The following is a 25,645-nucleotide window of genomic DNA, read 5'->3' as shown; positions in this document are numbered from 1 at the left end:
CGGGGCCGCCAAGCGCCCCGCAAGGTCAAGCAGGCGAGATCCGCGTCAACCGCTCGACGGCGGCGCGGATCTCGCCCGGTGTCAGGGCGGAAAAGCCCAGCAGCCAGCCGTCGCGCTGCAGGCTCGGGGTTTGGTACTGTGCCGTCAATCCGGGCGTGACTATGCCCAGGCGCTGCGCCTGCTGAGTCAGGGCGCTCTCCTGCCCGGGCGGCAGCCAAACGCTGAGCTGCAAGCCTCCCCCTGCCGGTTGCGGGGTGGCGAAATGCCCAAGCTTTTCCTGCACCTCCGCCAGTAACAGGTCACGTCGGCTGCGGTACAGCTGGCGCATATAGCGGATATGGGCGGCAAAGTGCCCCTGCTGGATAAATTCGGCGGTCACCGCCTGCATCAATTGGGCGCTGTGGCCGTCGTATACCGTGCGTGCGGTGGTAAAAGGCTCCACTAACGCCGGTGGCAACACCACATAAGCCAGCCGTAGGGAAGGAAACAGCGCCTTGGAAAAGGTGCCCAGATAAAGCACGTTGCCGTGCCGATCCAACCCCTGCATCGCCGGCATCGGCTGGCCGTCATAGTGAAACTCGCTGTCGTAATCATCTTCAATAATCCAGGCCCGCTGCCGTTGTGCCAGCGCCAGCAACTCGAGCCTGCGTGGCAGGCTGAGTGCTACGCCGGTGGGGTATTGATGCGAGGGCGTCAGGTAAATCAGTCGAGGTGCAGGCAGGTGTTCATCGGGCATCAGTCCGGCGTCGTCCACCTTGACCGGGACAAGTTCGGCTCCGACGCTGCTAAAGGCGTTTCTGGCACCGCGATAACCGGGGTCTTCCATCCACACCTTGTCACCGCTATCCAACAGCAGGGTGGCAATCAGCTGCAGGGCCTGCTGCGAACTGGTCAGCACCACGACCTGCTGCGCATCGCAGTTAACGCCGCGCGTCTGGCTGATATAGCCGGCAATGGCTTCGCGTAGCGGAAAGTAGCCCTGAGGATCGCCATAGCGCATCAGAGCTTCCCCACGCAGACGCAGTTGTTGAGCGGTGAGCTGTTTCCACAGTTTTAGTGGGAAAGCACGTAAATCAGGCGAACCGGCAGCGAAGGGCAGAGGCTGCAATGGATCGTGGCAGCCACCGGTTTGCGCGATCTGCGTGCCGCGTTGTGAAAGGCGGGGTTCGCCGCTGACTTTGGCGGCGGGTGGTGACTTGACGATGTTGATCGCCACGAAGGTGCCTTGACCAACGCGGCGCTGCAGATAGCCTTCGGCTTCCAACTGGGCATAGGCTGCTTCGGTGGTTACGCGCGAGACGCCCAAATCTTCAGCCAGGACCCGCGATGAGGGCAAGCGTTGCCCAGGGCCAAGAGCCCCATGATGAATAGCCCGGCGCAGCGTGCTGCAGACGCGTTCACGCAAGGTGCCACCGGCGTGTTCCGGTTGATGAAACAGAGTGGGCAGTGCGTTAGCCATAATGGGACTTATCCATGGGCGAAAATGGGTATCAAGCATAAGACCAAAATCAGGCAATATTGTCATCAGTCTTTCTCTACAGGAGTGAATTCCATGGCGGTATCTTCATTGGTTTTGGCTTTTCCACCGGGCAGCGCGGCCCAGAGCCTGGATTATCTGGCCGCAAAGTTGAGTTATTACGCGGATGCGTGGGACGTGGCGGAGGATCTGCGCAACGGGGTCAGTGAGATCCTGGTGATCGATACCCGTGCAGAGGCACTCTATGCGGCCGGGCATATTCCCGGCGCTATCAGTTTGCCGCACCGGTTGATGAACGAGGCGGGCACGGCGCATCTGGATCGCGACAAGGTCTACGTCACTTATTGCGATGGCATCGGCTGCAACGGTTCGACCAAAGGGGCTTACAAACTGGCTCAACAGGGGCTGCGGGTGAAAGAGCTGATTGGTGGATTGGACTTCTGGATACGTGATGGTCATCCCCTGGCCACCGGTGAACAGCCGGGCTCGCTGGTGGGAAGTGCCAGTGGAGAGGACTGTGGCTGCGCCTGACGTTGGCCGGAGTTACCGCGAAGTTAACATCAGCATTCGAGTCTGGCCCTGGACAGGGCATCCACAGGCCAGAAATCGTTTGGGAAGGGAAGGCGTTAAAACACCAGCGCCAATACCAGAGCTAGCACCAAAATGAACAGGATAAGCGTCACCGCCGGTTTGCTCAGCGCTTTTTGCAGCGGCTGGGGCAGGGCGGCAATCAGCGGATTGAGCAGCGGTTGCGGCTCGGTAGCGTTGCCGATGCTCGGCTGAGCATGACCGGCTTTTTCCAGACGACGTGCAAATAGCTGGTTGATGACGTCGCTCATCTGCGGGTGGGTCAAGGGGGCGCTGGCATTGCAGTTGAAGCGGGACTGGCAGTAGTCATTCAACTGCTGCTGCTCCTGCGCATCCGCCGGCTGTTTGAGCACGGCGAGCAGGTTGTTCAGCGTCGGCGCGGTTTGTGGACTCAGCGCGACCTTCACCTGCAAAAACTGGTTCAGCAGTTGGAAGTGGCGCGCCGGCAGCGGATCGTTGGTTTTAACCCCGGTCAGATCAAACAGCGTTTGCCAGATCTTGGCCGGCGACTCGCCGGTGGCGGCACTGAGCTTGGTGACCTGCTGTTGCAGGCTTTGATGCTCGGCAGGCAGCAGCGGGCGATCGCTGGTGGCAGTTTGCTGCGGGTGAGGGATCGTCAGGCTGCCGGTCTGTAACAGGTTCAGTACCTGCTGCAACTGCGAGTGGCTCAACTGGCTCAGTACCGTGTGGCCAAACTGCTGGCGAATGAAATCACTCACCGCCTGGCGGTTATTGCCCTGCGGCAACAGTTCGGTAAGCTGCTGCATCAGTTGGCGACTGGCATGGTTTTGCTGTACCTGCGTCAGACGGTTTTGCAGCAGTTGCTCGGCCGGCTGAAAATGACGCGCCAGCAGTTCACTGCTGTTGTCTGTCTGCAGATCGTGACGCAGCGTGACCCAAATCTCTGCGGATTTGGCCGGGCTTAGCGCCATGATTTTGACCACCAGCTTCTCCAGCGTCGTACGCTGCGCCGGGGAGAGCGGGCTATCGTCTGTGGGGGTGGTTTTGCCCGGGGTTGAAGGACGATCGCTGGCGATCGGGGTGCCCGGTCCACTCAAAGGTTGCATATCACCTGTCCTTCGCTGTGTATCCCCCAGTTTAGCTGGCGTTGCCGCGGTGTGGTCTGCGCAATCTCACTCGAAACACTTACCTGAGTAAGCTCATCGAGACTCGCTTGCTTGCCGCCTTGCCGCAACACCCATGACTTTGGGGAAAGAATAATCGTCGTACCCGGCGAAAAGCGCAGGTGTGCGCCTATGATACCCGTAAATGCCCGTCATCAATACCGTCGTAAGACATTTCTTTACAGGCAAAACATTGCTAAACGCGCCTGCGCCGCTAAGATAAGCGCAGACTTGGAATTGAGGGCGGCATGGTTAAACAGCAGCGGATTGCGAAATGGTTTTTATGCCTGGCTTGCCTGGTGGTGCTGACCTGCATGACTCAGCGCATGGCGAGCCTGCATGCGTTGCAGCAAGCGATGGGGATTCCTGCTGCCAGCGCTGCGCCATCCGCCGGCGACGATGCCGCCGAACTGCAACCTACCCCCTGTGAACTGAGCGCTAAATCCTTATTGGTCTCACCGCCGGTGATGTTTGAAACCGTGCTGCTCGGGCTTGGCCTGCTGCTGGCGCTGTTGGCGCCTACCGTGGCTGCGCGTTTGCGCATTCCTCCTCCCAGAGTGATTTCCCCTCCCACCCTCAGGGTGCATCTCCGATTATGCGTCTTCCGTGAATGAGTTAATCGCCCGTTTGTTTTGGTGATTGTCTTATTTATGGAGAAAAAACATGTTGAATATCATCAGGTCGACGTTTGTCTGCCTGTTAATGCTGTGGCTGCCCGCTTTGCAGGCGGCGGACAGCGGCTGGTTGCAAAGCCCGACCAACGATCATGCCAAGGTGCGACTCCGCGCTGACACCTCGCAGCCAGGAGAAACACGGCTGCTGTTGGCTATTGAGCTGCAAAAAGGCTGGAAAACCTACTGGCGTTCGCCGGGGGAAGGCGGCATTGCGCCGGCAATAACCTGGCAAGGCAATCCGCCTCCGGTGGCCTGGTATTGGCCGACGCCGCAGCGTTTTGAGGTGGCCGGCATTTCCACGCAGGGCTACCACGATCGGGTAGAGCTGCCGATGGTGATGAAAGGAACGGCACCGCGCCAGTTGGCGGGGACGCTGACGCTGTCCACCTGCAGCAACGTCTGTATTTTGACCGACTATCCGTTCAGTCTGGATCTTGCCGCGCCGTCTGACGCACAGTTTGACCATGACTTTGCCCAAGCGATGGGCCAGGTGCCGATCGCCGAGGGCCTGGTGGAGAGCATCAAGGCCGGTTATCTCAATGGCGAATTACAGATCAGCGCCGAGCGAGCCGCCGGTTGGCAACGGCCGGAGCTGTTCTTCGACACCTTGGAGGACGCAGACCTTGGCAAGCCACAGGTCAGTAGCGAAGGTTCACTGATGACGGCGCGGGTACCGGTCAGCGATGGCTGGGGTGACAGCGCCCCGGATCTGCGCGGTAAAACCCTGACGTTGGTAATCGGCGACGGCGGCATGGCACAGCAGGTGACGCTGCCGATTGGCGGGCCGCTGACGCTGCCGAGCGCCGCCAGTTTCTCGCTGTGGCAAGCGGTGCTAATGGCGTTGGCGGGGGCCTGATCCTCAACCTGATGCCCTGTGTGCTGCCGGTTCTGGGCATCAAACTGGGATCGATTTTGCAGGTGGAGCAGCGCGACCGACACAGCATTCGGCTGCAGTTCCTTGCGTCCTCGTTTGGCATTGTGGCGTCCTTTATGGCGCTGGCGTTGCTGATGACGCTGCTGCGCTTGAGCAATCAGGCGTTGGGCTGGGGTATTCAGTTCCAAAACCCGTGGTTTATCGGCTTTATGGTGTTGGTGACGTTCCTGTTCAGCGCCAACCTGTTTGGCCTGTTCCATTTGCAGCTGTCCTCCTCCCTTAATACCAAATTGGCGACCCATAACGGCCGTGGCCTGAGCGGGCATTTCTGGCAGGGCGCATTTGCCACCTTGCTGGCGACGCCCTGTTCGGCTCCCTTCCTGGGCACTGCCGTGGCCTTTGCACTGGCTGCGCCGCTGCCGGTGCTGTGGGGCATGTTTGTCGCCTTGGGTATCGGCATGAGCCTGCCCTGGCTGCTGATTGCCGCATGGCCTGCTTTAGCGCTGCGCCTGCCGCGTCCGGGGCGTTGGATGAACACTTTACGGTGGGCCATGGGGCTGCTGATGCTGGCTTCTTCACTGTGGCTGCTGAGCCTGATGGTCAATCATATTGGCACCTTGCCGACGCTGGCATTGGGCGGTATCGCACTGTTGGCCTTGTTGTTGGCGGTAGGCTGGCAACATGGGGTTCGTCTGGCGGCCAAGCTGGCGGCCGGCACGCTGGTGCTGGTCGGCGTGGTGTTATTGGCCGGTTCGCTGACCGCCGGGCTGTGGCGTCAGCCGCTGCACGACAATGTCACCTGGCAACCGCTAAGTGAACAGGCGATCGCCCAGGCACTCGCCCAGAACAAACGGGTGTTTGTCGACGTCACCGCAGACTGGTGCGTAACCTGTAAAGCCAACAAATTCAACGTGCTGTTGCGTGATGACGTGCAGAAAGCGCTGAGCGCCGACGACGTCGTCGCCCTGCGAGGAGACTGGAGCCGTCCTTCGGCCGAGATTAGCGCTTTCTTGCAAAAACGCGGCAGCGTTGCCGTGCCTTTTAACCAGATTTATGGCCCCGGCAGCCCTGACGGCGTGGTGTTATCCCCGCTGTTGACCCGCGATGCCGTCTTGCAAACCCTGTCCGCCGCCAAAGGAAATTCACAATGAAAAAATTACTGATGTTACTGATGCTGATGGTTACTCCGGTCTGGGCTGCGGCTCCTTTTACCCCGGAACAAGAAGTGCGGATTAAAGAGCTGATCCGCGAAACGCTGGTGTCGAACCCGGATATTCTGGCGCAGGCGGTGGATGCCTGGCAGCAACAGACCGCCGGTCAGCAAATCAGCCAGGCGATCAAGCAAAACGCCAAAACCCTATACGACGATCCGGCCAGCCCACGTTTGGGAGCGGCCAGCGCCAAACTGACGCTGGTGGCCTTTACCGATTACAACTGCCCATACTGCAAGCGTTTTGACCCGATGCTGGAAAAAATCGTCAAACAGTATCCTGATGTGGCGCTGGTGGTAAAACTGCTGCCGTTCAAAGGAGAGAGCTCCGTCAGTTCTGCACGCGTGGCGCTGACGACCTGGCAGCAACACCCGGACCAATTCTGGGCACTGCATCAGCGGCTGATGGCGAAAAAGGGCTTTCACGACACGGCCAGCATCGCTGCCGCACAGCAGAAAACCGGGGTGAAAGCCGTCGCACCAAGCGAACAGAGCATGACCACCTTGCGCACCAATATGGCATTGGCGGAGCAGCTTGGAGTGCAGGGGACGCCGGCCACCCTGATCGGCGATCAAATGCTGCCAGGCGCGGTGTCGTATGAGGATCTGGAGGCGGTAGTGAAACAACAGCTTGCGAAGGTTAACAATGGCTAAGCTGCGGCGTTGGGGCCGCGAACTGCTGATCCTGTTGCTGATTGTGCTGGCGGTTGCGTTCGGAATGGACTGGTTACGCGCGCCGCAGCCACCGGCGGCGTTCGATTCGCAACCGTTGACGACGTTGAACGGTGAACAAGTCTCGCTGGCGCAGCTCAGCCAGGACAAGCCGCTGCTGGTTTATTTCTGGGCCAGCTGGTGCGGGGTTTGCCGGTTTACCACGCCGTATGTTGCCAGACTGGTCGGCGAGGGCGGCAACGTATTGACCGTGGCGCTGCGTTCCGGCGACGATCGTCAGGTGGAACAGTGGCTGGCGGGCAAGCGTGTGACGTTGCCGGTGGTTAACGATCCCCGTGGCGAGCTGTCGGCGCAGTGGCAGATCGGCGTCACGCCCACCTTGGTGGTCATTTCCCAGGGCAAGGTGGTGCAAAGCACCACCGGCTGGACCAGCTATTGGGGAATGAAGCTGCGGCTATGGTGGGCCGGGCTCTGAACCGCGGCCTATTCTGAAGTGATGACCTCATTAATCGCCCGGCACAGTCGGGCGATACCTTCCTCTATCTGCGGCGGCGTATTGGCGGCGAAATTCAATCGCAGGCCATGTGCGCCTTGCTGTTCTTCGGCATAAAAGCACTCCCCTCGCGCAAAGGTTACGCCGTGTCGCCAGGCCAGCGGCATCAGTGCCTCGGTGCTGACGGCGGCAGGCAGCGTCAGCCAGATAAACAGTCCACCCTCCGGCGTTTCAAACTGACAGCCGGGCGGCAGTTGCTGCTGCAAGGCTGTCACCATTACGTCTCTATGCTGACGATATAAACGTCCGGTGCGCCGAAGTTGTTTTTCGTAGCGGCCGATGGTGACAAACGCGTCTAGCGCGCGTTGGATCAGACTCGAGCTGGTAAAACTGTCGACGTGTTTCAGACGAGCGACTCGCTGATAGTGTTCGCTGTCCGCCACCAGGTAACCGATACGCATGCTGGGCAGCAGCATTTTTGAAAAGGTACTGACGTAAATCACCGCCCCCGGCTGCGCCAGCGCTCGCAGCGACGGCAGCTGTTTGCCGTTGTAGCGCAGATCGCCGACAAAATCGTCTTCCAATATCACTACACCGGCCTGTTGGGCCAGTGCCAGCAGGCGTCGACGGCGCGCTTCACTCATGCAGCGGCCGGTGGGGTTATGAAAATTGGGAATAGTGTAAATCAACTTCGGTTGGTGTTTTTCGATCAGTGCGGGCAGCTGTTCAACCAGCATGCCGTGCCGGTCGCTGGCGACGGTGACGATATTGATGCGGTGCTGGCGCAGCAGCCCCAGCGCTTCGGCGTAGGTCGGTTGTTCGACAATCACCGTGTCGCCCGGCTCCAGCAGGCTTTGCACTATCAGGCTGATGGCGTGTTGCGAACCGTTGGTGATCAGCAGTTGCTCTGCATGGGTCGGAATACCCTGAGCGGTGAGGATCCGCCCCAGGGTATCGCGCAGCGGATAATAGCCGCAGTATTCGCCATAGCTAAAGGCTTCTTCCGCATGGCGGCTGAGTACCGACAGCAGTATCTTGCGGAACTCCTCTTGGGGGAAGACTTTCGGGCTGCCGACGCCGGCGGCAAAGTTGATGATGTTGTCCGGCAACGGCGTATCGGGGTAGCCATCCAGCCGGGAGGTCAGGGTAGTAAAACGTTCTGCTGGGAAAGTGCTATCGCTTGCTGGGCGTGGCAGCGCGAGCTGGGGCAGTGGGTGCGAAACATAGGCACCGCTGCCGCGCCGTTGACGCAAAAAACCTTTGGCCGCCAGTTCGGCATAGGCGTTGTCCACCGTCAACCGGCTGACCGCTAATTTGGCGGCGAGCGTACGCGTGGAGGGCAACTTATCGCCATCGACAAATACGCCGCTGAGGATTGCCCGCCGCAGCGCTTCCTCAATTTGCAGATACAAAGGAATGCTCTGCTGACGGTCTAAGGGAATATGCATGCGTAATTGGCTCGGTTATCGATGGCGATTTTAACTATACCCCATAGTTACAGGGCTTCAAGCGGTTAAAAGTGGCCTGTATGACATCGGGGAAAAGTGGCTCTGGCGGTAAAACTGCGCGGCGCTAGAATCTCGCCTGAGTTCACTATCGCCGTTTTTTGAGGGTGTCATGTCATTACCATCGGGTATCTCAGCCAGGCCGGTTTTCCCGGGGGCGCGCATTTTACAGGGCAGCAGTCAGGGGTATGTGATTGCTATCATCAGCGCCATGTTGCTGGCCTTTACCGCCATTATTATCCGCGTGCTGACGGAGTATTATCACCTGCCGACCTTTGTGCTGGCTTTTTGGCGTGCGGCGCTGGTTGCTCTGGTGCTGTTGCCGGTACTGCTGCTGTTCAAACCCGAATGGGCGCGTTTACAGCGCTCGCAGGTCCTCTTTTATGCCTGCTATGGTCTGCTGTTGGCAGTGTTCAACAGTCTGTGGACGCTGTCGGTGGCGCTGAACGGTGCGTCGGTGGCGACCATCCTGACCTACTGCTCGGTCGGTTTTACCGTGTTTCTCGGTTGGATGATGTACAGCGAACGCCTTAGCCTGCGCCAGTTGGTGGTGATTGTGGTCAGCCTGGGCGGCTGTTTTCTGGTCAGCAACGGCGACAGCATGGGCAACAGCCATTTTAACCTGTTGGGGCTGGTGGTGGGCATGCTGTCCGGCATCGGATACACCCTCTATACGCTGGGCGGGCGGGTCGCGACCGAACGGCGTTACCCGGTGTGGAACACCATCCTGTACGTGTTCGGCTTTTCGGCGGTCTATCAGTGGTTGTTCAATGCCGCGCTGACCTTTTACCCGCTGGAAGCGTTCCACGGCATGACGGGATCATTGTGGTTCCTGTCCCAAGGCGTTCAGGGTATCGAGTGGGGGGGCTGGTGGTTGCTGCTGACCCTGGCTGCCGGCCCAACGCTGTTGGGTTTCGGCCTGTACAACATCAGTTTGAAAACCTTGCCGCTGGCGGTGGCAAACCTGATTTTGTCGCTGGAACTGGTGTTCACGGCAGCGATCGCTTACTTCCTGCTGGGGGAAAGTATGAATCAGTTACAGCTGCTGGGCAGTGCGTTGGTGATGGGCGGGGTGCTGATGCTGAAGAGCAAGACGGCTGCGACGTGATTTGTTAACATTAGGGCCGGATGTGGAGGCAACAATGACCAATAACCCAAGATTAAAACGGGCGTTAATCGCTTAAAGCGGCAGTGTTTTACGACCAAAAAACACTGCCACAGACATTTGGCTGTGGCTCTTGCAATGAATATAGAGAAAGCGCCATGACTGAAAAACACTGGTCAAAAACAGAACTGTTACACCAAACGGTGACCAACCCCAATATTATCGTCAAAGGGACTCACAGCTATTACAGCGATTACCTGGATGACGGCTTTGAGCGCTCCGTGGTGCGTTATTTGCACGGCGACGAGGTCAGCCAACAGTGGCAGCCGCTAGGGACGATAGACCAATTGCTGATCGGCGATTATGTCTGCATTGCCGCCGAGGCTGTGATCCTGATGGGGGGCAACCATACCCATCGTGCCGATTGGTTCTGCCTGTATCCGATGATGGAAAGCATTCTGGCTTCCTATCAGCCGAAGGGCGATACCCGGTTGGGGGACGGCTGCTGGATAGGCATGCGGGCGATGCTGATGCCGGGCGTGACGATTGGGGAAGGAGCGATAGTCGCCGCCGGTAGCGTTGTGACGAAGGATGTTGAGCCTTACACCTTGGTGGGGGGCAATCCGGCGCGACCAATAAGACTGCGCTTTGCTCCGCAGATCGTAGCCAGGTTACTCGCTTTGCGCATTTATGATCTGTCGGCTGAGGATTTTTCTCAGGTGCAGCCTTTGCTGGCCAATGACGATATTGCGGCCCTTGAACGGGCGATAAGCGAAATTAAACGTTAAATGAAAAGGGCGGAGTTGATACTCCGCCCTTTTACTTATTCGGCCTTGGCCGCTTCCGCCGTCAGGCGGCGTTTGCGTATTCTGCGCAACAGTAGCGGCAGCACCAACACGGATACCGCCAGCACCAGCAGCGTTTGCGCGATGCCACTACCCCACAGGATGCTGAACTCACCGTTGCTGATCGACAGCGCGCGGCGCAGGTTTTGCTCCAGCATTTCTCCCAGAACGAAGCCCAGGATCAGCGGTGACATCGGGAAGTGCATCTTCCTCAGTATGTAACCAAACACCCCCAGCCCAACCATCAATAGCAGGTCAAAGGTGGTACTGTGCACCGCGTAAACGCCGACCGCCGACACCGCGGCAATCGCCGGTACCAGGAACCACAAAGGGATGGTCAGCATGCGGGTAAACAGGCCCACCAACGGCAGGTTCATGATCAGCAGGATCACGTTGGCAATCAGCAGCGCGGCAATCAGCCCCCAGACAATATCCGGCTGTTCGGTGAACATTGCCGGACCTGGCGTGATGTTGTACAGCGTCAGCGCCCCCATCATTACCGCTGTGGTGCCGGAACCCGGTACGCCCAGCGTCAGCATCGGAATGAACGAACCGCAGGCCGAGGCGTTATTGGCCGCTTCGGGCGCAGCAACGCCGCGGATATCCCCTTTGCCGAAGGTTTCGCTGTTGCCGCTGATCTTCTTTTCGGTCATGTAGGTGAGGGCGCTGGCGATGGTGGCCCCGGCACCCGGCAGAATGCCGACGAAGAAACCGATCACCGAAGAACGCAGCGTGGGGCCCACGCACTCGGCGGCCTCTTTACGGTTAAACAGCAGGCGGCCGGTCTTACGCACCAGTTTTTGCCCAGCGCTGGTGCTTTCGAGCATCAGCAAGATTTCACTGACCGAGAACAGGCCAATCACCACCACGATAAATTGCACGCCATCGGAGAGGTGGACGCTGTCGAAGGTGAAACGATAAACGCCGGTGTTGGCGTCCACCCCGACCGTAGCCAGCCCCAGACCAATCAGCGCCGCCAGCAGAGATTTCAACGGGTTTTGGCTCATCATGCTGCCCAGGCAGGCGATAGCGAACACCATCAGGGCGAAATATTCTGCCGGACCAAATGCCAGTGACCAACGGGCCAGCAGCGGGGCAAACAGAATGATCCCGCCGATGGCAATCATCGAACCGACAAAGGAGCTGACCGCCGAAATCGACAGCGCGACGCCGGCACGGCCTTGTTGTGCCATGGGGTAACCGTCCAGTGCGGTCATGATCGCAGCAGCGTCTCCCGGTACGTTGAGCAATATCGAGGAGATGCGGCCGCCGTACTCGCAGCCGATATACACCGTCGCCAGCAGGATCAGTGCCGACTCGGCTGGTAATTTGAGGGCAAACGCCAGCGGCAGCAGGATCGCCACGCCGTTGATCGGCCCCAGACCCGGTAGCAGGCCGACAATGGTGCCGACGAAGCAGCCGATCAGGGCGATAATCAGGTTCTGGGGCACCAGCGCCACCTCGAACCCTTGAGACAAATACATCCAGGTTTCCATCATCGCCCCCGTTAGCTCAGCCAAACGCCGAGTGGCAGTGTCACATCAAGTAAGCGGTCAAAGGCGTAATAGAGCGCAACGCCCATGATCGCGCCAGACACCAACGCCGCTATCAGGCTGGCCTGGAACAGCAGGCCAATGCTGAAGGTCAGCAGCGCGGTTGCCAGCGGAAAGCCCAGCCACTCGAAGCCCCAGGCGTACAGCACCAGCGTGATCACCAGCACCAGCAGACGTTGCATCACCTTGTTATGCGGCCATTCAACGGCTTGAGGTTTGTTCAACAGCAGCAGTGCCGCACACAGCGCCATCAGGCTGAGGATAGCCAGTGGGAAGGGCCGCGGACCCAGTGGTTCATAGCTGTATTCACTCTGGATACCCCAGCCGATAAACAGGCCGCCGATGCACAGCAGCAGCCAGAACCCGGCAAAAATGCGATCGCTCATGGTATGCCCCCGGTTATTTTGCCAGGCCGAAAACTTTGGCCTGTTCGCGGTACTGATTGACCTGGTTTTTCACGTAGGCGTCCAATTCTTTGCCGGTCAGGTCGAATTCAAACAGGCCGCGCAGATCGCGCTGTTGCTTGAATTCCTCGGTCGCCATCATTTTCTTGAAGGTATCGAGCCACCACTGGTACTCCTCTTCCGTGACCTTCGGGCCAACGTAGAAGCCGCGAATGATCGGCCAGACCAGATTGAACCCTTGCTCTTTGGCGGTCGGAACATCGGCTAACTGACCCGGCAGGCGCTGTTCGGAATACACCGCCAGCACGCGAATTTTGTCGCCCTGCAGGTAAGGCACCATTTCGCTCAGATCGCCGGAAACTGCCTGGATGTGGTTGCCGAGCAGAGCGGTAACAGGCTCGCCGCCGCCTTCGAACGCCACGTAACGCATCTTGTGGGGATCGACGCCGACTTCACGCGCCAGCAGGGCGGTTTTCATCCAGTCCTGGCTACCGATCGAAGCGCCTGCGCCGAACACCACGCTGTTGGGATCTTTTTGGAAGGCGTTCATCAGGTCTTTCAGGGTTTTGTACGGTGAGTCGGCACGCACGGCGATCATGCCGTAGTCGGTGCCGACAGCGGCCAACCATTTGACGTCATCGACGTTGTAACGGCCGAATTTTCCCTGTGACAGATTCAGCAGCGAGCCGCCGGAGAAGGCGACTACCGTGCCGAATTCCGCCGGGCGCTGAGCCACGATGGCGTTGTAAGCCACCGCACCTACGCCGCCGGGCATATAGGTCACGCGCATCGGTTTGTCGATGGCTTTAGTTTCTTGCAACGAGACCTGGATCAGCTTGCAGGTCAGGTCAAATCCCCCGCCAGGCTTGGCAGGAGCGATACATTCGGTGCGTTTCGGCGCTTCCAGGGCAAAAGCCTGATGGGTGGCCAGCAGCAGAGCGGTAGCGGTCAGTGTGCGGGTGATTATTTTTTTCATTGCTTTCCCCAAGGTATTTTTTCAGTCGGTGTGGATCCCCGCCGATACGGGTTGCTGGATTGTTAAATCAACAACCTTTCATTTACCTTTCAACCGAGGGAAAAGTTTCCGGGATGTGATACGTGTCTCCTGTTAGCGAGAATTACACGACTGACCATCGTCCTGATTGCCCGCCGGCTAACACATACGACAGGGGAATAACAGCCCGTAAAACCTGCTGAAAGCCTGCGTAATGTCAGTTTTGGTCGTTCTTTCTTGCGATAAAATGCCGAAAAATAAAATGTATGAAGGTGCGGTATTATGTTTTCATTAGGGAAGTTATTCGGCAGCAAGGACAGCAATAAAGTAAGTGCCATCAAGATGTTGCCCGCGGCTTATGCCGAGACTGTTGGGGAAGAAGGCCATTGCCGACTGAAGCGCCTGCGTGCAGATATCGGCGTTTTTGAACTGCATTTTTCGAATGACAAAGGTGAAAAATACGCTTGTCACATGACGGCCTGTATCACCGGTATTGATCTGGTCTTCGCCGCCAACAACCGCTCGGTGCTGGTGTCTCCGCCGTTTACCCCCGCCAAGTTGAAACCGGTACTGGATATCGCCCTGGCCGACTGCGAAATCGCAATGTAGTGGCTGGCTAACCGAATTAGCCCTGTTGCCAACGGCTCAGGGTTTATTCCGTGTCGCAATTGTGTTCCAGCTCCCAAAACTGAATGGGGGCAACCCTTCTATCACTGCGTCTTCCGTGCCATCCTGCTGTTATAAAGATGTTAATTGACAATAAGTCGGATGCTGGCGTCATCGCTCAGTATTCGGCCTGCGGGCATAGAAAAATCAATGGAATGGAAACATGCGTCTGTTATTGGTTGAGGATCATCCCGAGTTATCCCATTGGCTGCAAAAGGCGTTAACCGGCGTCGGTTTTGCCGTCGACGTCGCGCCGGACGGGCTGGCGGCCGATCATTTGTTGTTAAACGAATCCTATGCGCTGGTGGTGCTGGACGTAGCGTTACCGCGGCTGAACGGGCTGGATCTGCTGGCCCGTCTGCGCAAGCGAGGGCAGGATTTACCGGTGCTGTTGCTGACGGCCAGAACCGACGTCGCCGATCGGGTTAAAGGGTTGAACCTGGGGGCCGACGATTATCTCACCAAGCCTTTCGAACTGGATGAGTTGGAGGCGCGCATTCGGGCGTTGCTGCGCCGCAGCGTCGGCGTGACCCAGCAGGCGCTGCAATACGGTGCGCTGACCTATCACGATGAAGGCTATTTTCAGCTGGACGACAAACCTCTGCAATTGACGCCGCGTGAACTGGCGGTGCTGACCGCGTTGATCCACCGCCGTGGTCGGCCGGTGGCCAAACAGCAGTTGTTTGAACAGGTGTTTACTTTGGCCGACGAGGCCAATCCGGAAAGCATCGAACTCTATGTCCACCGGCTGCGAAAAAAACTGCAGGGCAGCAACGTGGCGATTATCACTCTGCGCGGTCTGGGCTACAGCCTGGAGCTTTGCAATGAGGTGGTTTAACGCGCCGCAATCGCTGTTTTATCAACTGCTGTTGTTTTTTGGCCTGCCGCTGCTGGTGTTAGGCGGCATCTCGATTTATACCCACTACTTCAGCGCGATGAATGCCGCTACGCTGGCTTACGATCGTACGTTGCTGGCGTCAGCACGCACCGTGGCGGAACGGTTGGTGGTGCGAAATGGCCGGCTTGAGGCGGATGTGCCCTACGTGGTGCTCGACAGTTTTGAGCGCAACATGAACGATCAGCTTTACTACGAAGTGATCTCCCCGCAGGGCGTAAGTATCTCCGGCTATGACGATCTGCCGACGATGCCGCCGCATATTTTACGCTCAAGCCTGTACCCGGCGCTGGTGCATTTCTATGACGCCGAATATCGCGGTCGCCCGATCCGCGTCGCAGCCCTGTACCAGCCGGTAAACGAATCCGGAGTGATGGGCATGGCCACCATTCTGGTGGCGGAAACCCTGGAGTCGCGTCGCTATCTGGCACGGCAGATGATGCTTTCCGCTTTGCTCAGCCAGGGAACCGTGGTGGTACTGACCATGATCCTGGCCTTTGCGTTGCTCAAGCGGGTGCTTAAGCCGATGCGCAAGCTTTCCGGCATTATGCTGCGGCGTGACCCGGGTGAACTGACGCCATTGCCGATGGTGTTGCCCTGGTCGGAAATGCAGCCGCTGTTGCTGGCATTCAACCGCTATATTGAACGGCTGCGGGTGATGGTCGCACGACAGGAACGTTTTAGCGCCGACGCTTCACATCAGCTGCGCACGCCGTTAACCGTATTGAAAACCCAGGTGGGGGTGGCGCTGGCCAGCGATAAGCCGGAGCAGTGGCGGGAAAGCTTGCTGGCCATGAGCGCAACGCTGGATAACACCGTGGCGCTGACCGATCGCTTGCTCTATCTCTCACGGCTCAAAGCTCATGAGCATCACGCCGATCGCCAACTGCAGCCGGTAAACCTGGCGCAGGTGCTGCGCGATGCCTGTTTTTCACGTTTACCCCAGGCCCGCAGCAAGCGCATCGATTTGGGGTACGAGGGAGAATCGGTTTGTTGGGTCGGCGGAGAAACGCTGTTGCTAACCGAACTGTGCGCCAACTTGCTGGATAACGCACTGAAATATACGCCGCATCAGGGCACGGTCACCGCACGGTTAACCCTGGACAAGCAGGCCGGGGAGGGAATATTGGAAATTGAAGACAGCGGCCCGGGCATTGCCCAACAGGATACCGCGCAGGCGCTGCAGCCGTTTCATCGGTTGGATAACGTGGGTGATCAACCCGGTGCCGGGTTAGGGCTGGCGCTGGTCAGCGATATCACCCGTTATCACGGCACCCGCCCGGAGCTGTTGACCTCGGCCACGCTGGGTGGCCTGCTGGTGCGGGTGCGTTTTCAATTATTATCTTAGCTCTGACACTCCGCGGCTTGTTTGGCCTTGCGCCCCAGCGGTGTGCGCAGACGCTGCGACAGGATCACGCCCAGCAGGGTAATGCCGCCGCCGATCAGATGGTAGCTGTGCAGATGTTCATGCAGGAACAGCACCGCAATGATGGCGGTAAATACCGGTGCCAGGTTCATAAAGATCGACGCGGTATTGGCCCCCAGACGCATAACGCCGTGGATCCACAGATAAGGTGCGACAATCGAGGCCGGAATGCCGGCAAACAGCACCAGCGGGATGTTTTGGCTGGTCAGAGACACGTCTTGTGCCATCAGGAAGTTCGGCAGTAACAGCACCACGCCGAACAGGATCTGCACATACAACGACTGCCAGTTCGGCAGGGCAATCGCCCAACGTTTGGTCAGCACGCCGTACAGCGCATAAGAGGCGGTGGCGGCGAACATCATCAATTCCCCCTTGCCGATGCCGTGCTGCAGCAACTCACCCGGGTTACCGGCACTCACCAGCCAGATCAAGCCGCCCAAAGACAACAGGCTGCCGATGGCAATACCTACCGTGGGAGCGACGCGCAACAGCACGATGCTGATCAGAATGGTCAGTAATGGGATCAGCGAGACAATAATGCCCATAAACAGCGCGCTGACGCTGTGCGCCGCGTAATAGGCCAGACTCTGATACAACACCATGCCCAGCATGCCGAGGACCAGCAATTTCCACCAGTTGGCGCGTATCGCCGACCAGTGGCGGATCACGCCGGGCAGTACGAACGGCGTAAGGGTGATCAGCGCCAGCAACCAGCGGTAGAAGGAGATCGCGGCCGGATCGATAGCGGTGGCCGAGAGTTTGCTGACCACGGCGTTGATTGACCAAATCAGAACCGCCAGCAAAGGGAAGAGCATATTCATGATAATTATTCTCATTAACGACTAACATGCTGGCTAGTTTACTCGTGTCCGGTTTATTATATATAGCGATATTCAGACAAATTTTCTGCCAAACAAGACAAGTAACGGGGCGAAACCATGCCAGAAATCCGCCATTTCCCAGAAGCCTTGATCCCGGCGCCGCGGCCGGTGCAGTTCCGCTGCGAAGAGTTCAATGCGCGTACCGAGTTCCAGCCACATCGCCACAGCTGGGGACAGTTGATGTGGGTAAAAGCTGGCGTCATGGTGCTGCGTATCGGCGGCCAGCGCTTTTTGGCGCCGCCAGAGTTTGTGTTGTGGGCGCCGGCGGAGATTGAACACTCCTGCTATAACCAGCGCTTGGCGCAGTGTCGCATGGTGGATATTGCGCTGCCGCTGTGCGCCGGTTTGCCGAAAGAACCTTGTCTGGTCAGCGTGACCCCGATTTTCCGCGCCATTGCCGAAGATTTTTACGCTCGCAAACAATACATCCCGCAAAGCAAACAGGATTTACGCCTGTGCCGCGCGTTGATCGACCAACTGCATGTATCACCGGTGCAGCAAACTTATCTGCCGACCTCCGAAGACAAATTTTTGGCACCGGTGTTGGAAGCCCTGGAGCACTGTCCGTCGGACAATACCTCGCTCGCCATCTGGGCCACTCGGGTCTACACCACTGAACGCACGCTGTCGCGCCGCTGCCAGCAGGACTTGGGGATGTCGTTTAGCGAATGGCGTCAGCGCCTGCGTTTTTTGCATGCCGTTTCGCTGTTGGAGCAGGGTAAAACCGTACAAGAGGTTGCGCTGGAAGTGGGCTATAGCTCTGCGTCGGCGTTTATCGTCATGTTTCAGCAAATCGCCGGCACCACCCCCGAGCGCTTTCGCCGGGCATGATTCAGTGGCACACTATTTCCCAGATAACGCTTCATACTTGACGCCGCCTCTGTGTTGGCTGCGAGCACTCACCCCAGTCACTTATTTGAGTAAGCTTCTGGGGACTCCTGCTCTTACCGCCTTGATGCCGCGCCAATTATTTTGGGTATAAATAGCCGTAAACCGTCGGAGCAACAAGTGAAAATCCTGGTTGATGAAAATATGCCGTACGCGACTGAATTGTTCAGTCGCTTGGGGAACGTACAGGCCGTGCCTGGCCGCCCAATTCCGAGTGATGCGTTGGCGGATGCCGATGCGTTGATGGTGCGCTCGGTGACCAAAGTGAATGAAGCGCTGCTGGCCGGCACCCGCATTGGTTTTGTCGGCACCGCGACAGCCGGCACCGATCACGTAGACGACGCCTGGCTGCAACAGCAGGGCATAGGTTTTTCTGCGGCACCGGGGTGTAACGCCATTGCCGTGGTGGAATATGTCTTCTCCGCGCTGATGTTGCTGGCTGAGCGTGACGGTTTTCACCTGCGCGATAAAACCGTCGGCATTATCGGCGTCGGCAACGTAGGTTCACGGCTGGATGCCCGTTTGAAAGCGCTGGGCGTACGTACCTTACTGTGCGATCCGCCGCGGGCCGATCGTGGTGACAGCGGCGAGTTCTGGCCATTGGAGAAGCTGGTGGCGGAAGCTGACGTGCTGACCTTCCATACGCCGCTCAATAAATCCGGCCCTTATCATTCACTGCATTTGGCTGACGCCGAACTGCTGGCGGCACTGCCGGACAATCGCATTCTGATCAACGCTTGCCGCGGCCCGGTAGTCGACAACGCGGCGCTGTTGCAGGCGCTGGAAAAAGGCAAAAAGCTGAGCACGGTGCTGGACGTGTGGGAACCGGAGCCGGAGCTGTGTCTGCCGCTGCTGGCGCGGGTCGATATCGGTACCGCGCATATCGCCGGCTACACGCTGGAGGGCAAGGCGCGCGGCACGACGCAGGTCTTCGAGGCTTTCAGCCGCCACCTGGGACAGCCGCAGCAGATCGAACTGGCCTCATTGTTGCCGGTGCCCGAGTTCAGTCAGATCCAGCTCAATGGGCCACTGGACGAAGGCAAATTAAAACGATTGATGCACTTGGTGTATGATGTGCGCCGCGACGACGCGCCGCTGCGTAAAGTGGCCGGGCAACCGGGCGAGTTTGATCGTCTGCGCAAACATTATCAGGAGCGCCGTGAATGGTCTTCATTACGCGTCCAGTGTGATGATAGCGCCAGTGCGGAGCTGCTGCACAAGCTGGGCTTTTCGATCGCGTAAGGCTTTCTTAAGCCACAGTGACTAATTTTGTTATCAGGGCGGCGAATCAGTCGCCCATCTGCATTTGAAAAATACTCTGGAGAAACCCAATGTCTGACGGCTGGAATATCGCTCTGCTTGGCGCCACTGGCGCGGTAGGTGAAGCGTTGCTGGAATTGTTACAGGAACGCCAGTTCCCGGTGGGCGAACTCTATCCTTTGGCCAGCGAACGCAGTGCCGGTGCCACGGTGCGCTTCAATGGCAAATCGGTTCTGGTGCAAAAAACGGAAGAATTCGACTGGTCACAGGCCCAATTGGCGTTCTTCGTCGCCGGTAGCGAAGCCTCGGCCCGCTATGCGGAAGAAGCCGGCAATATGGGCTGCCTGGTGATCGACACCAGTGGCCTGTTTGCGCTGGAGCCGGACGTTCCGCTGGTGGTACCGGGGGTTAACCCGCAGGTGCTGGCGGATTACCGTAATCGTAATATCGTCGCCGTGGCCGACAGCATGGTCAGCCAACTGCTGACGGCCATCAAACCTTTGACCGAACAGGCCGGGCTTTCCCGTCTGCACGTCACCACCCTGATGTCGGTCTCTGCCCGCGGAAAAGTGGCGGTAGACGATTTGGCCGGTCAGAGTGCGCGCCTGCTGAACGGCATTCCGGCCGAGCCGGGCGTGTTTGCCAAGCAGCTGGCGTTCAACCTGCTGCCGTTGATGACCGACGAGCAGGGCAGCGTGCGCGAGGAACGGTTGATCGTCGACCAGGTGCGTAAAGTGCTGCAGGACGAAGGGCTGCCGATCTCGGTGAGCTGCGTGCAGTCGCCGGTGTTTTACGGCCATGCGCAGGTGGTGCATCTGGAAGCGCTGCGCCCAATTTCTGCGGAAGAAGCGCGCAGCGAGCTGGAGCAGGTAGACGATATCCAACTGAGCGAAGAAGACGACTATCCGACTCAGGTCACGGAAGCTTCCGGCAGCGATGCGCTGAGCCTGGGCTGCTTGCGCAATGACTACGGCATTCCTGAAATTCTGCAGTTCTGGTCGGTCGCCGACAACGTACGCTTCGGTGGCGCGCTGATGGCTATCGAAACCGCAGAGCGTCTGGTGCAGGAGCAGATGTACTGATGTCAGAGGTTGTTTTGCCCACCCAGCCGACACTGAAAATCGCGCTGGGGATTGAATATGACGGCAGCCGTTATTATGGCTGGCAGCGTCAGCAGGAAGTGGCCAGCGTGCAGGCCTGTCTGGAACAGGCCTTGAGCAAGGTGGCCAACGCGCCGATCAACGTGCTGTGCGCCGGACGTACCGACGCCGGGGTGCACGCTACCGGTCAGGTGGTGCATTTTGAAACCACCGCGCAGCGCAAGGACGCCGCCTGGACGATGGGGGTCAACACCCATCTGCCGCCGGATATCGCTGTGCGCTGGGTAACCGGCGTGCCTGAAGATTTCCATGCGCGTTTCAGCGCCACCGCGCGCCGTTACCGCTACATTATTTATAATCACCGCTACCGCCCAGCGGTATTGCAGCAGGGGATGACCCATTTTTATCACCCGCTGGATGCCGACCGGATGGAAAGGGCGGCGCAGGCGCTGCTGGGCGAAAACGACTTTACGTCGTTTCGCGCCGTGCAATGCCAGTCGCGTACTCCCTGGCGTAACGTAAAACACGTTAAGGTTACGCGCCACGGTGAATATATTGTGGTAGATATCAAGGCGAATGCCTTTGTGCATCATATGGTTCGCAACATTGTCGGTAGCCTGATGGAAATTGGCTGCGGCAATCAGGACGAGAACTGGATGGCCGAGTTGCTGGCGCTGAAGGATCGCAATCTGGCTGCGGCTACGGCGCGGGCCGAAGGGTTATACCTGGTGAGCGTTGATTATCCTGAGCACTTTGCTTTACCCCGGCCACCGATGGGGCCACTGTTTTTACCCGACGATTAAACGCCGGCGCGACTGACGCGTTGCTCCCTTGTGTACCTGCCGGGTGGGTGAGACACCCGGTCAAAGAGAGAACCTATGGACATCATCAAGTTTGTGATTGATTTTATTCTGCATATTGACGTGCATCTGGCCGAGCTGGTGGCGCAATACGGTATGTGGGTGTACGGTATTTTGTTCCTGATCCTGTTTTGCGAAACCGGCCTGGTGGTGACGCCTTTCCTGCCGGGGGATTCTCTGCTGTTTGTTGCAGGGGCGCTGGCGGCATTGCCGACCAACGATCTGAATGTGCACACCATGGTGGCGTTGATGATCGGCGCGGCGATACTCGGGGATGCGGTGAACTACACTATTGGGCGGTTGTTCGGGGAAAAGCTGTTCAGTAACCCGAATTCGAAAATCTTCCGCCGCAGCTACCTGGATAAAACCCACCAGTTTTATGAAAAACACGGCGGGAAGACGATCATTCTGGCGCGATTTGTGCCGATCGTGCGTACTTTTGCGCCGTTCGTTGCCGGTATGGGGCATATGTCCTATCGCCATTTCGCTGCCTACAACGTGATTGGCGCACTGGTTTGGGTGCTGCTGTTCACCTATGCTGGTTACCTTTTCGGCGACTTGCCGATCGTGCAGGAAAACCTGAAACTGTTGATCGTGGCTATCATCATTGTTTCAATTCTGCCGGGCATCATTGAAATTTGGCGCCACAAGCGCGCGGCTGCTCGCCAGCAAAAACAGTAAAAACATCGCTCAACCTGTCGGTTCGACCAGTTTTTTATCCACAGTGTCGGGCCGATATGGTTTAATGAGCGACATTTATGGTCTGTTCCTGTTAACAACCTTGAAACCAGTGCCTCTGTCGCGCGCTAGTCGCGTTTTGCTCGGGCACTTTTTCATTGGGTTTGTTTTCGGGGGGATTGTTAAAGCATGAACTGCGGACTGGCGTCTGCCAGGTTCAAACAGAAAGGTCATCGATGAGCTGGATTGAACGAATTCTTAACAAGAGCAATATTACCCAAACCCGTAAGGCGAGTATTCCTGAAGGGGTTTGGACCAAATGCGATAGCTGCGGCCAGGTTCTCTACCGCGCCGAGCTGGAGCGTAATCTGGAAGTGTGCCCGAAATGCGACCACCACATGCGCATGACTGCGCGTATGCGTCTGCATACCCTGCTTGATGAAGGCAGTGAAGTGGAGCTGGGCAGCGAACTGGAGCCGAAAGACGTTCTGAAGTTCAAGGATTCCAAGAAGTATAAGGACCGCCTGGTTGCCGCGCAGAAAGCGACCGGTGAAAAAGATGCATTGGTGGTGATGAAAGGCACGCTGTACGGTATGCCGATCGTTGCCGCTTCATTCGAATTCGCCTTCATCGGCGGTTCCATGTCGTCCGTGGTCGGCGCGCGTTTTGTTCGTGCGGTTGAGCAGGCGCTGGAAGACAACTGTCCGCTGGTGTGTTTCTCTGCCAGTGGCGGCGCCCGTATGCAAGAAGCGCTGATGTCGCTGATGCAGATGGCGAAAACCAGCGCAGCGTTGGCAAAATTGCAGGAACGCGGTCTGCCGTACATTTCGGTGCTGACCGACCCGACCATGGGGGGCGTTTCCGCCAGTCTGGCCATGCTGGGCGATATCAATATCGCCGAGCCGAAGGCGCTGATCGGCTTTGCCGGCCCACGCGTCATCGAGCAGACGGTGCGTGAAAAACTGCCGCCGGGCTTCCAGCGCAGTGAGTTCCTGATTGAGAAAGGCGCGATCGACATGATCGTGCGTCGCCCGGAAATGCGCCAGACCTTGGCGAGTATCCTTTCCAAGCTGACCAACCAGCCGCAGCCGCATTTCGATGAGGTAGCGCCGGTGGCCGGGCAGGAAAGTCAGGCCGACGCCTGAGGCTGATAAGTCACCCGCGCGGCGCAGGTCTCGCGGGTTTCAACCGTCATTTTGTGGCTAAGTGACGGTTGAAATACCCTTGTAGATTGAGCGTAGCGGTCCATTCCGACGCTTGGAAGACAACGGGTATCATGCAGAGCATCGCCTTTACCGCGGTGAGGGTGGTGCCCTGATGGATTAATGAACCCAAGTTCAGTGACGGGACTCATGCAAAACCACCAAATTCCCCAAGCCACGTCGCCATTGAGCTCGTGGCTTTTCTATCTTGAGCGTCTGCACAGCCAGGCGATCGAACTCGGCCTGGAACGCGTACAGCGCGTTGCAGCGCATCTTGATTTACTCACCCCTGCACCGACGGTGTTCACCGTTGCCGGTACCAACGGCAAAGGCACCACCTGTCGCACCCTGGAAGCCATTTTGATGGCGGCCGGTCTGCGCGTCGGCGTTTATAGCTCGCCGCACCTGGTGCGCTACACCGAGCGTGTGCGCATTCAAGGCGATGAGCTGAGCGAGGCCGAACACAGCCGTTCGTTTGCCGCCATTGAAGCGGGCCGGGGCGAAACCTCACTGACTTACTTCGAATTTGGCACCCTGTCGGCGTTGCAGCTGTTCAAACAGGCTAAGCTTGACGTGGTGATCCTGGAAGTGGGCCTGGGCGGCCGCCTGGACGCAACCAATATCGTCGATCCGAGCGTGGCGGTGGTAACCAGCATCGCGCTGGATCATACCGACTGGCTGGGCAGCGATCGCGAAAGCATTGGCCGCGAAAAGGCCGGTATTTTCCGTGGTGGTAAACCTGCGGTGGTGGGGGAACCGGATATGCCGGCGACCATTCAGCAGGTGGCGGATACGCTGGGGGCGCAGCTGTATCGTCGCGGCGACGCCTGGACCTTCAGCGAACAGGGCGAACGCTGGCAGTGGGAGGGCGGTGGCACCTTGCTGACCGACTTGCCGATGCCAAATGTGCCGCTGGCGAATGCCGCGACGGCGTTGGCGGCGCTGCATTTTTCTGCGCTGGAAATCGATGAACGTGCGATCTTCGCCGGTCTGCAGCAGGCGACGTTGCCTGGGCGCTTCCAGATTGTGCGCCGCGATCCGATGTTGATCCTCGATGTCGCGCATAACCCACACGCAGCCGGTTATCTGGCCGGGCGTCTGGCGACGTTGCCGCGCAATGGCGGTAAAGTGCGCGCGGTGGTGGGCATGCTGTCGGACAAAGACATCGCCGGTACGCTGGCCTGTCTGAGTGAGCAGGTCGATGAGTGGTATTGTGCGCCGCTGGAAGGGCCGCGCGGTGCCAGCGCCGAGCAGTTGGCACAACATTTGACGGAACCGCGGCAGTTCGCCGATGTCGAAACTGCCTGGCGTCAGGCTATGCAGGACGCTGATATTCAGGATATTGTGATCGTCTGTGGATCGTTCCACACCGTTGCACAGGTAATGGCGGCGTTAGACGAGATGCGGGGAGTGTGAGTGGCAAGTAAATTTCAAAACCGATTGGTCGGTACCGTCATTTTGGTTGCGCTGGGGGTGATTATCCTGCCAGGGCTGCTGGACGGTAAAAAGAAACATTATGAGGACGAGTTCGCCGCCATCCCTTTGGTGCCGAAGGCCGGTGATGTGGAAGAAAACGACGTGGTGCCGCCGGTAAGCCAGACGCTGCCGGCCCAACCGCCGGAAGGCGCGGGCGCGATGGTGGAGCAGCAGGCCGCCAATGAAGCGGCGACGCAACAGGCCATCCGCCAGCCGGCTCAGCAGCCGACCCAGGTTACGCCGCCGCCGGTTGAAACCCGACCGGTACAGCAGCCGAAACCGAAACCGGTTGAGACCAAGCCAGTGGAAGTGAAACCAAAACCGGTGCAGCAGCCGAAACCGGTGGAAGTGAAGCCGGTGGTGAAACCTGAACCTAAGCCAGAGCCGAAACCGGAGCCTACGCCGACACCGACACCGAAGCCTGAACCTGCACCCGTGCAGAAACCGGCGGAAGAGAAAGCGCCGGCAGGGCAGGCATATGTGGTGCAGCTCGGGGCGCTGAAGAACGCCGCCAAGGTTAATGAGGTGGTGGCGTCGCTGAGGTTGTCCGGCTATCGTGCCTTTACCGTGCCGTCAACGCCGGTACAGGGGCAGATCACCCGGATTTATGTCGGGCCAGACGCCTCGAAACAGAAACTGCAGTCTTCGCTGCCCGCGCTGAATTCTATCAGCGGCTTGAGCGGTCAGGTGAAGCCGTACGGCGTACGTTAAGCGCAGGGGGCACAGCATGCTGTGCCCCGGAACCGAAAGATGACGGTATAATCATTAAAAAAACTGTGCCTTTCGTAGCTGAAA

The 25,645-nt window shown here is 58.3% G+C and carries 24 protein-coding genes and 1 pseudogene; 18 read left to right on the top strand and 7 right to left on the bottom strand.

Annotated features, from left to right (window positions below):
* Positions 1–25: 25 nt before the first annotated feature.
* Complete coding sequence (gene pdxR, locus M495_RS16890) at positions 26–1,459, bottom strand: MocR-like pyridoxine biosynthesis transcription factor PdxR (protein WP_020827893.1); 1,434 nt, start codon at positions 1,457–1,459, stop codon at positions 26–28.
* Positions 1,460–1,552: 93 nt separating this feature from the next.
* On the opposite strand from pdxR (M495_RS16890), the gene M495_RS16885 reads away from it, so the two are divergent.
* Positions 1,553–2,008 (top strand): rhodanese-like domain-containing protein, encoded by a 456-nt coding sequence (locus tag M495_RS16885; RefSeq protein ID WP_020827892.1) that lies wholly within the window; start codon positions 1,553–1,555, stop codon positions 2,006–2,008.
* Between the two features lie 95 nt (positions 2,009–2,103).
* Here the strand turns inward: M495_RS16885 and flk are convergent, their stop codons facing one another.
* Positions 2,104–3,132, bottom strand: coding sequence for a flagella biosynthesis regulator Flk (gene flk, locus M495_RS16880; protein WP_020827891.1), 1,029 nt, complete (start codon positions 3,130–3,132; stop codon positions 2,104–2,106).
* A gap of 305 nt (positions 3,133–3,437) precedes the next feature.
* Here flk and M495_RS16875 point away from each other — a divergent pair, with 305 nt between their 5' ends.
* The 4 genes and pseudogenes from M495_RS16875 to M495_RS16860 all read left to right on the top strand — a co-directional run bounded on the left by M495_RS16875 (position 3,438) and on the right by M495_RS16860 (position 7,094).
* Positions 3,438–3,803, top strand: coding sequence for a hypothetical protein (locus M495_RS16875; RefSeq protein WP_020827890.1), 366 nt, complete (start codon positions 3,438–3,440; stop codon positions 3,801–3,803).
* A gap of 49 nt (positions 3,804–3,852) precedes the next feature.
* Positions 3,853–5,888 (top strand): annotated as a pseudogene (locus M495_RS16870) (protein-disulfide reductase DsbD family protein).
* Positions 5,885–6,601, top strand: coding sequence for a DsbA family protein (locus tag M495_RS16865; RefSeq protein WP_020827889.1), 717 nt, complete (start codon positions 5,885–5,887; stop codon positions 6,599–6,601). Before M495_RS16870 ends, M495_RS16865 begins: the two are co-directional and overlap by 4 nt.
* The gene (locus tag M495_RS16860; protein ID WP_020827888.1) at positions 6,594–7,094 is read left to right on the top strand and encodes a protein disulfide oxidoreductase; all 501 of its coding nucleotides are present in this window, start codon (positions 6,594–6,596) and stop codon (positions 7,092–7,094) included. Before M495_RS16865 ends, M495_RS16860 begins: the two co-directional genes overlap by 8 nt.
* A gap of 8 nt (positions 7,095–7,102) precedes the next feature.
* On the opposite strand, the gene pdxR (M495_RS16855) is transcribed toward M495_RS16860, so the two are convergent.
* Positions 7,103–8,560: a MocR-like pyridoxine biosynthesis transcription factor PdxR gene (gene pdxR / locus M495_RS16855; RefSeq protein WP_041414790.1), complete on the bottom strand. Its 1,458-nt coding sequence runs from the start codon at positions 8,558–8,560 to the stop codon at positions 7,103–7,105.
* Between the two features lie 169 nt (positions 8,561–8,729).
* Here pdxR (M495_RS16855) and M495_RS16850 point away from each other — a divergent pair, with 169 nt between their 5' ends.
* Both M495_RS16850 and M495_RS16845 read left to right on the top strand, forming a co-directional pair.
* Positions 8,730–9,725, top strand: a complete 996-nt coding sequence (locus M495_RS16850) for a DMT family transporter (RefSeq protein WP_041414788.1) — start codon at positions 8,730–8,732, stop codon at positions 9,723–9,725.
* 155 nt (positions 9,726–9,880) lie between these two features.
* Positions 9,881–10,510: a CatB-related O-acetyltransferase gene (locus M495_RS16845; protein WP_020827885.1), complete on the top strand. Its 630-nt coding sequence runs from the start codon at positions 9,881–9,883 to the stop codon at positions 10,508–10,510.
* Between the two features lie 35 nt (positions 10,511–10,545).
* Here M495_RS16845 and M495_RS16840 read toward each other — a convergent pair whose 3' ends face one another.
* Genes M495_RS16840 through M495_RS16830 form a run of 3 tightly spaced genes read right to left on the bottom strand, consistent with a single transcriptional unit; the run spans position 10,546 to position 13,500 of the window.
* Positions 10,546–12,063 carry a tripartite tricarboxylate transporter permease gene (locus tag M495_RS16840; RefSeq protein ID WP_020827884.1) on the bottom strand — a complete coding sequence of 506 codons (1,518 nt, stop codon included), beginning with the start codon at positions 12,061–12,063 and terminating at the stop codon, positions 10,546–10,548.
* 11 nt (positions 12,064–12,074) lie between these two features.
* A complete protein-coding gene (locus M495_RS16835) occupies positions 12,075–12,506 on the bottom strand; it encodes a tripartite tricarboxylate transporter TctB family protein (RefSeq protein ID WP_020827883.1) in 432 nt (143 codons plus the stop codon).
* 13 nt (positions 12,507–12,519) lie between these two features.
* Complete coding sequence (locus tag M495_RS16830; RefSeq protein ID WP_020827882.1) at positions 12,520–13,500, bottom strand: Bug family tripartite tricarboxylate transporter substrate binding protein; 981 nt, start codon at positions 13,498–13,500, stop codon at positions 12,520–12,522.
* 300 nt (positions 13,501–13,800) lie between these two features.
* On the opposite strand from M495_RS16830, the gene M495_RS16825 reads away from it, so the two are divergent.
* From M495_RS16825 to M495_RS16815, 3 genes are all read left to right on the top strand, one after another.
* Positions 13,801–14,127, top strand: a complete 327-nt coding sequence (locus M495_RS16825; protein WP_020827881.1) for a hypothetical protein — start codon at positions 13,801–13,803, stop codon at positions 14,125–14,127.
* A 220-nt stretch (positions 14,128–14,347) separates the two neighbouring features.
* Positions 14,348–15,022: a transcriptional regulator TctD gene (gene tctD / locus M495_RS16820; protein WP_020827880.1), complete on the top strand. Its 675-nt coding sequence runs from the start codon at positions 14,348–14,350 to the stop codon at positions 15,020–15,022.
* Positions 15,009–16,427: a sensor histidine kinase gene (locus M495_RS16815; protein ID WP_020827879.1), complete on the top strand. Its 1,419-nt coding sequence runs from the start codon at positions 15,009–15,011 to the stop codon at positions 16,425–16,427. The genes tctD and M495_RS16815 overlap by 14 nt, the downstream gene beginning before the upstream one ends.
* Here M495_RS16815 and M495_RS16810 read toward each other — a convergent pair.
* Positions 16,424–17,326: a DMT family transporter gene (locus M495_RS16810; RefSeq protein ID WP_020827878.1), complete on the bottom strand. Its 903-nt coding sequence runs from the start codon at positions 17,324–17,326 to the stop codon at positions 16,424–16,426. The two genes, M495_RS16815 and M495_RS16810, sit on opposite strands and share 4 nt — an antisense overlap.
* A 117-nt stretch (positions 17,327–17,443) precedes the next feature.
* Here M495_RS16810 and M495_RS16805 point away from each other — a divergent pair, with 117 nt between their 5' ends.
* The 8 genes from M495_RS16805 to dedD all read left to right on the top strand — a co-directional run bounded on the left by M495_RS16805 (position 17,444) and on the right by dedD (position 25,561).
* Positions 17,444–18,217, top strand: coding sequence for an AraC family transcriptional regulator (locus tag M495_RS16805; protein ID WP_020827877.1), 774 nt, complete (start codon positions 17,444–17,446; stop codon positions 18,215–18,217).
* 177 nt (positions 18,218–18,394) lie between these two features.
* Positions 18,395–19,516: a 4-phosphoerythronate dehydrogenase PdxB gene (pdxB, locus tag M495_RS16800; RefSeq protein WP_020827876.1), complete on the top strand. Its 1,122-nt coding sequence runs from the start codon at positions 18,395–18,397 to the stop codon at positions 19,514–19,516.
* Positions 19,517–19,605: 89 nt separating this feature from the next.
* The gene (locus M495_RS16795) at positions 19,606–20,616 is read left to right on the top strand and encodes an aspartate-semialdehyde dehydrogenase (RefSeq protein WP_020827875.1); all 1,011 of its coding nucleotides are present in this window, start codon (positions 19,606–19,608) and stop codon (positions 20,614–20,616) included.
* The gene (gene truA / locus M495_RS16790; RefSeq protein WP_020827874.1) at positions 20,616–21,437 is read left to right on the top strand and encodes a tRNA pseudouridine(38-40) synthase TruA; all 822 of its coding nucleotides are present in this window, start codon (positions 20,616–20,618) and stop codon (positions 21,435–21,437) included. Before M495_RS16795 ends, truA begins: the two co-directional genes overlap by 1 nt.
* A gap of 75 nt (positions 21,438–21,512) precedes the next feature.
* Entirely contained in the window at positions 21,513–22,175 is a 663-nt protein-coding gene (locus tag M495_RS16785) for a DedA family protein (protein WP_020827873.1), read from the top strand.
* Positions 22,176–22,408: 233 nt separating this feature from the next.
* Entirely contained in the window at positions 22,409–23,317 is a 909-nt protein-coding gene (gene accD, locus M495_RS16780; RefSeq protein WP_020827872.1) for an acetyl-CoA carboxylase, carboxyltransferase subunit beta, read from the top strand.
* A gap of 207 nt (positions 23,318–23,524) precedes the next feature.
* On the top strand, positions 23,525–24,790 hold the full coding sequence (folC, locus tag M495_RS16775) for a bifunctional tetrahydrofolate synthase/dihydrofolate synthase (RefSeq protein WP_020827871.1): 1,266 nt from the start codon (positions 23,525–23,527) through the stop codon (positions 24,788–24,790).
* Entirely contained in the window at positions 24,791–25,561 is a 771-nt protein-coding gene (gene dedD, locus M495_RS16770; protein WP_020827870.1) for a cell division protein DedD, read from the top strand.
* Positions 25,562–25,645: the final 84 nt, after the last annotated feature.

The sequence above is a fragment of the Serratia liquefaciens ATCC 27592 genome (assembly GCF_000422085.1).
Taxonomy (GTDB): Bacteria; Pseudomonadota; Gammaproteobacteria; order Enterobacterales; family Enterobacteriaceae; genus Serratia; species Serratia liquefaciens.
Note: the sequence above shows the minus strand (reverse complement) of the source record. Positions and strands in the feature narration are given on the sequence as shown.

What these genes read in the sequence shown, in the direction of transcription:
- pdxR (WP_020827893.1), bottom strand. Translation starts at nt 1,459, where the DNA reads ATGGCTAACGCACTGCCCACTCTGTTTCATCAACCGGAACACGCCGGT.
- M495_RS16885 (WP_020827892.1), top strand. Translation starts at nt 1,553, where the DNA reads ATGGCGGTATCTTCATTGGTTTTGGCTTTTCCACCGGGCAGCGCGGCC.
- flk (WP_020827891.1), bottom strand. Translation starts at nt 3,132, where the DNA reads ATGCAACCTTTGAGTGGACCGGGCACCCCGATCGCCAGCGATCGTCCT.
- M495_RS16875 (WP_020827890.1), top strand. Translation starts at nt 3,438, where the DNA reads ATGGTTAAACAGCAGCGGATTGCGAAATGGTTTTTATGCCTGGCTTGC.
- M495_RS16865 (WP_020827889.1), top strand. Translation starts at nt 5,885, where the DNA reads ATGAAAAAATTACTGATGTTACTGATGCTGATGGTTACTCCGGTCTGG.
- M495_RS16860 (WP_020827888.1), top strand. Translation starts at nt 6,594, where the DNA reads ATGGCTAAGCTGCGGCGTTGGGGCCGCGAACTGCTGATCCTGTTGCTG.
- pdxR (WP_041414790.1), bottom strand. Translation starts at nt 8,560, where the DNA reads ATGCATATTCCCTTAGACCGTCAGCAGAGCATTCCTTTGTATCTGCAA.
- M495_RS16850 (WP_041414788.1), top strand. Translation starts at nt 8,730, where the DNA reads ATGTCATTACCATCGGGTATCTCAGCCAGGCCGGTTTTCCCGGGGGCG.
- M495_RS16845 (WP_020827885.1), top strand. Translation starts at nt 9,881, where the DNA reads ATGACTGAAAAACACTGGTCAAAAACAGAACTGTTACACCAAACGGTG.
- M495_RS16840 (WP_020827884.1), bottom strand. Translation starts at nt 12,063, where the DNA reads ATGGAAACCTGGATGTATTTGTCTCAAGGGTTCGAGGTGGCGCTGGTG.
- M495_RS16835 (WP_020827883.1), bottom strand. Translation starts at nt 12,506, where the DNA reads ATGAGCGATCGCATTTTTGCCGGGTTCTGGCTGCTGCTGTGCATCGGC.
- M495_RS16830 (WP_020827882.1), bottom strand. Translation starts at nt 13,500, where the DNA reads ATGAAAAAAATAATCACCCGCACACTGACCGCTACCGCTCTGCTGCTG.
- M495_RS16825 (WP_020827881.1), top strand. Translation starts at nt 13,801, where the DNA reads ATGTTTTCATTAGGGAAGTTATTCGGCAGCAAGGACAGCAATAAAGTA.
- tctD (WP_020827880.1), top strand. Translation starts at nt 14,348, where the DNA reads ATGCGTCTGTTATTGGTTGAGGATCATCCCGAGTTATCCCATTGGCTG.
- M495_RS16815 (WP_020827879.1), top strand. Translation starts at nt 15,009, where the DNA reads ATGAGGTGGTTTAACGCGCCGCAATCGCTGTTTTATCAACTGCTGTTG.
- M495_RS16810 (WP_020827878.1), bottom strand. Translation starts at nt 17,326, where the DNA reads ATGAATATGCTCTTCCCTTTGCTGGCGGTTCTGATTTGGTCAATCAAC.
- M495_RS16805 (WP_020827877.1), top strand. Translation starts at nt 17,444, where the DNA reads ATGCCAGAAATCCGCCATTTCCCAGAAGCCTTGATCCCGGCGCCGCGG.
- M495_RS16795 (WP_020827875.1), top strand. Translation starts at nt 19,606, where the DNA reads ATGTCTGACGGCTGGAATATCGCTCTGCTTGGCGCCACTGGCGCGGTA.
- truA (WP_020827874.1), top strand. Translation starts at nt 20,616, where the DNA reads ATGTCAGAGGTTGTTTTGCCCACCCAGCCGACACTGAAAATCGCGCTG.
- M495_RS16785 (WP_020827873.1), top strand. Translation starts at nt 21,513, where the DNA reads ATGGACATCATCAAGTTTGTGATTGATTTTATTCTGCATATTGACGTG.
- accD (WP_020827872.1), top strand. Translation starts at nt 22,409, where the DNA reads ATGAGCTGGATTGAACGAATTCTTAACAAGAGCAATATTACCCAAACC.
- folC (WP_020827871.1), top strand. Translation starts at nt 23,525, where the DNA reads ATGCAAAACCACCAAATTCCCCAAGCCACGTCGCCATTGAGCTCGTGG.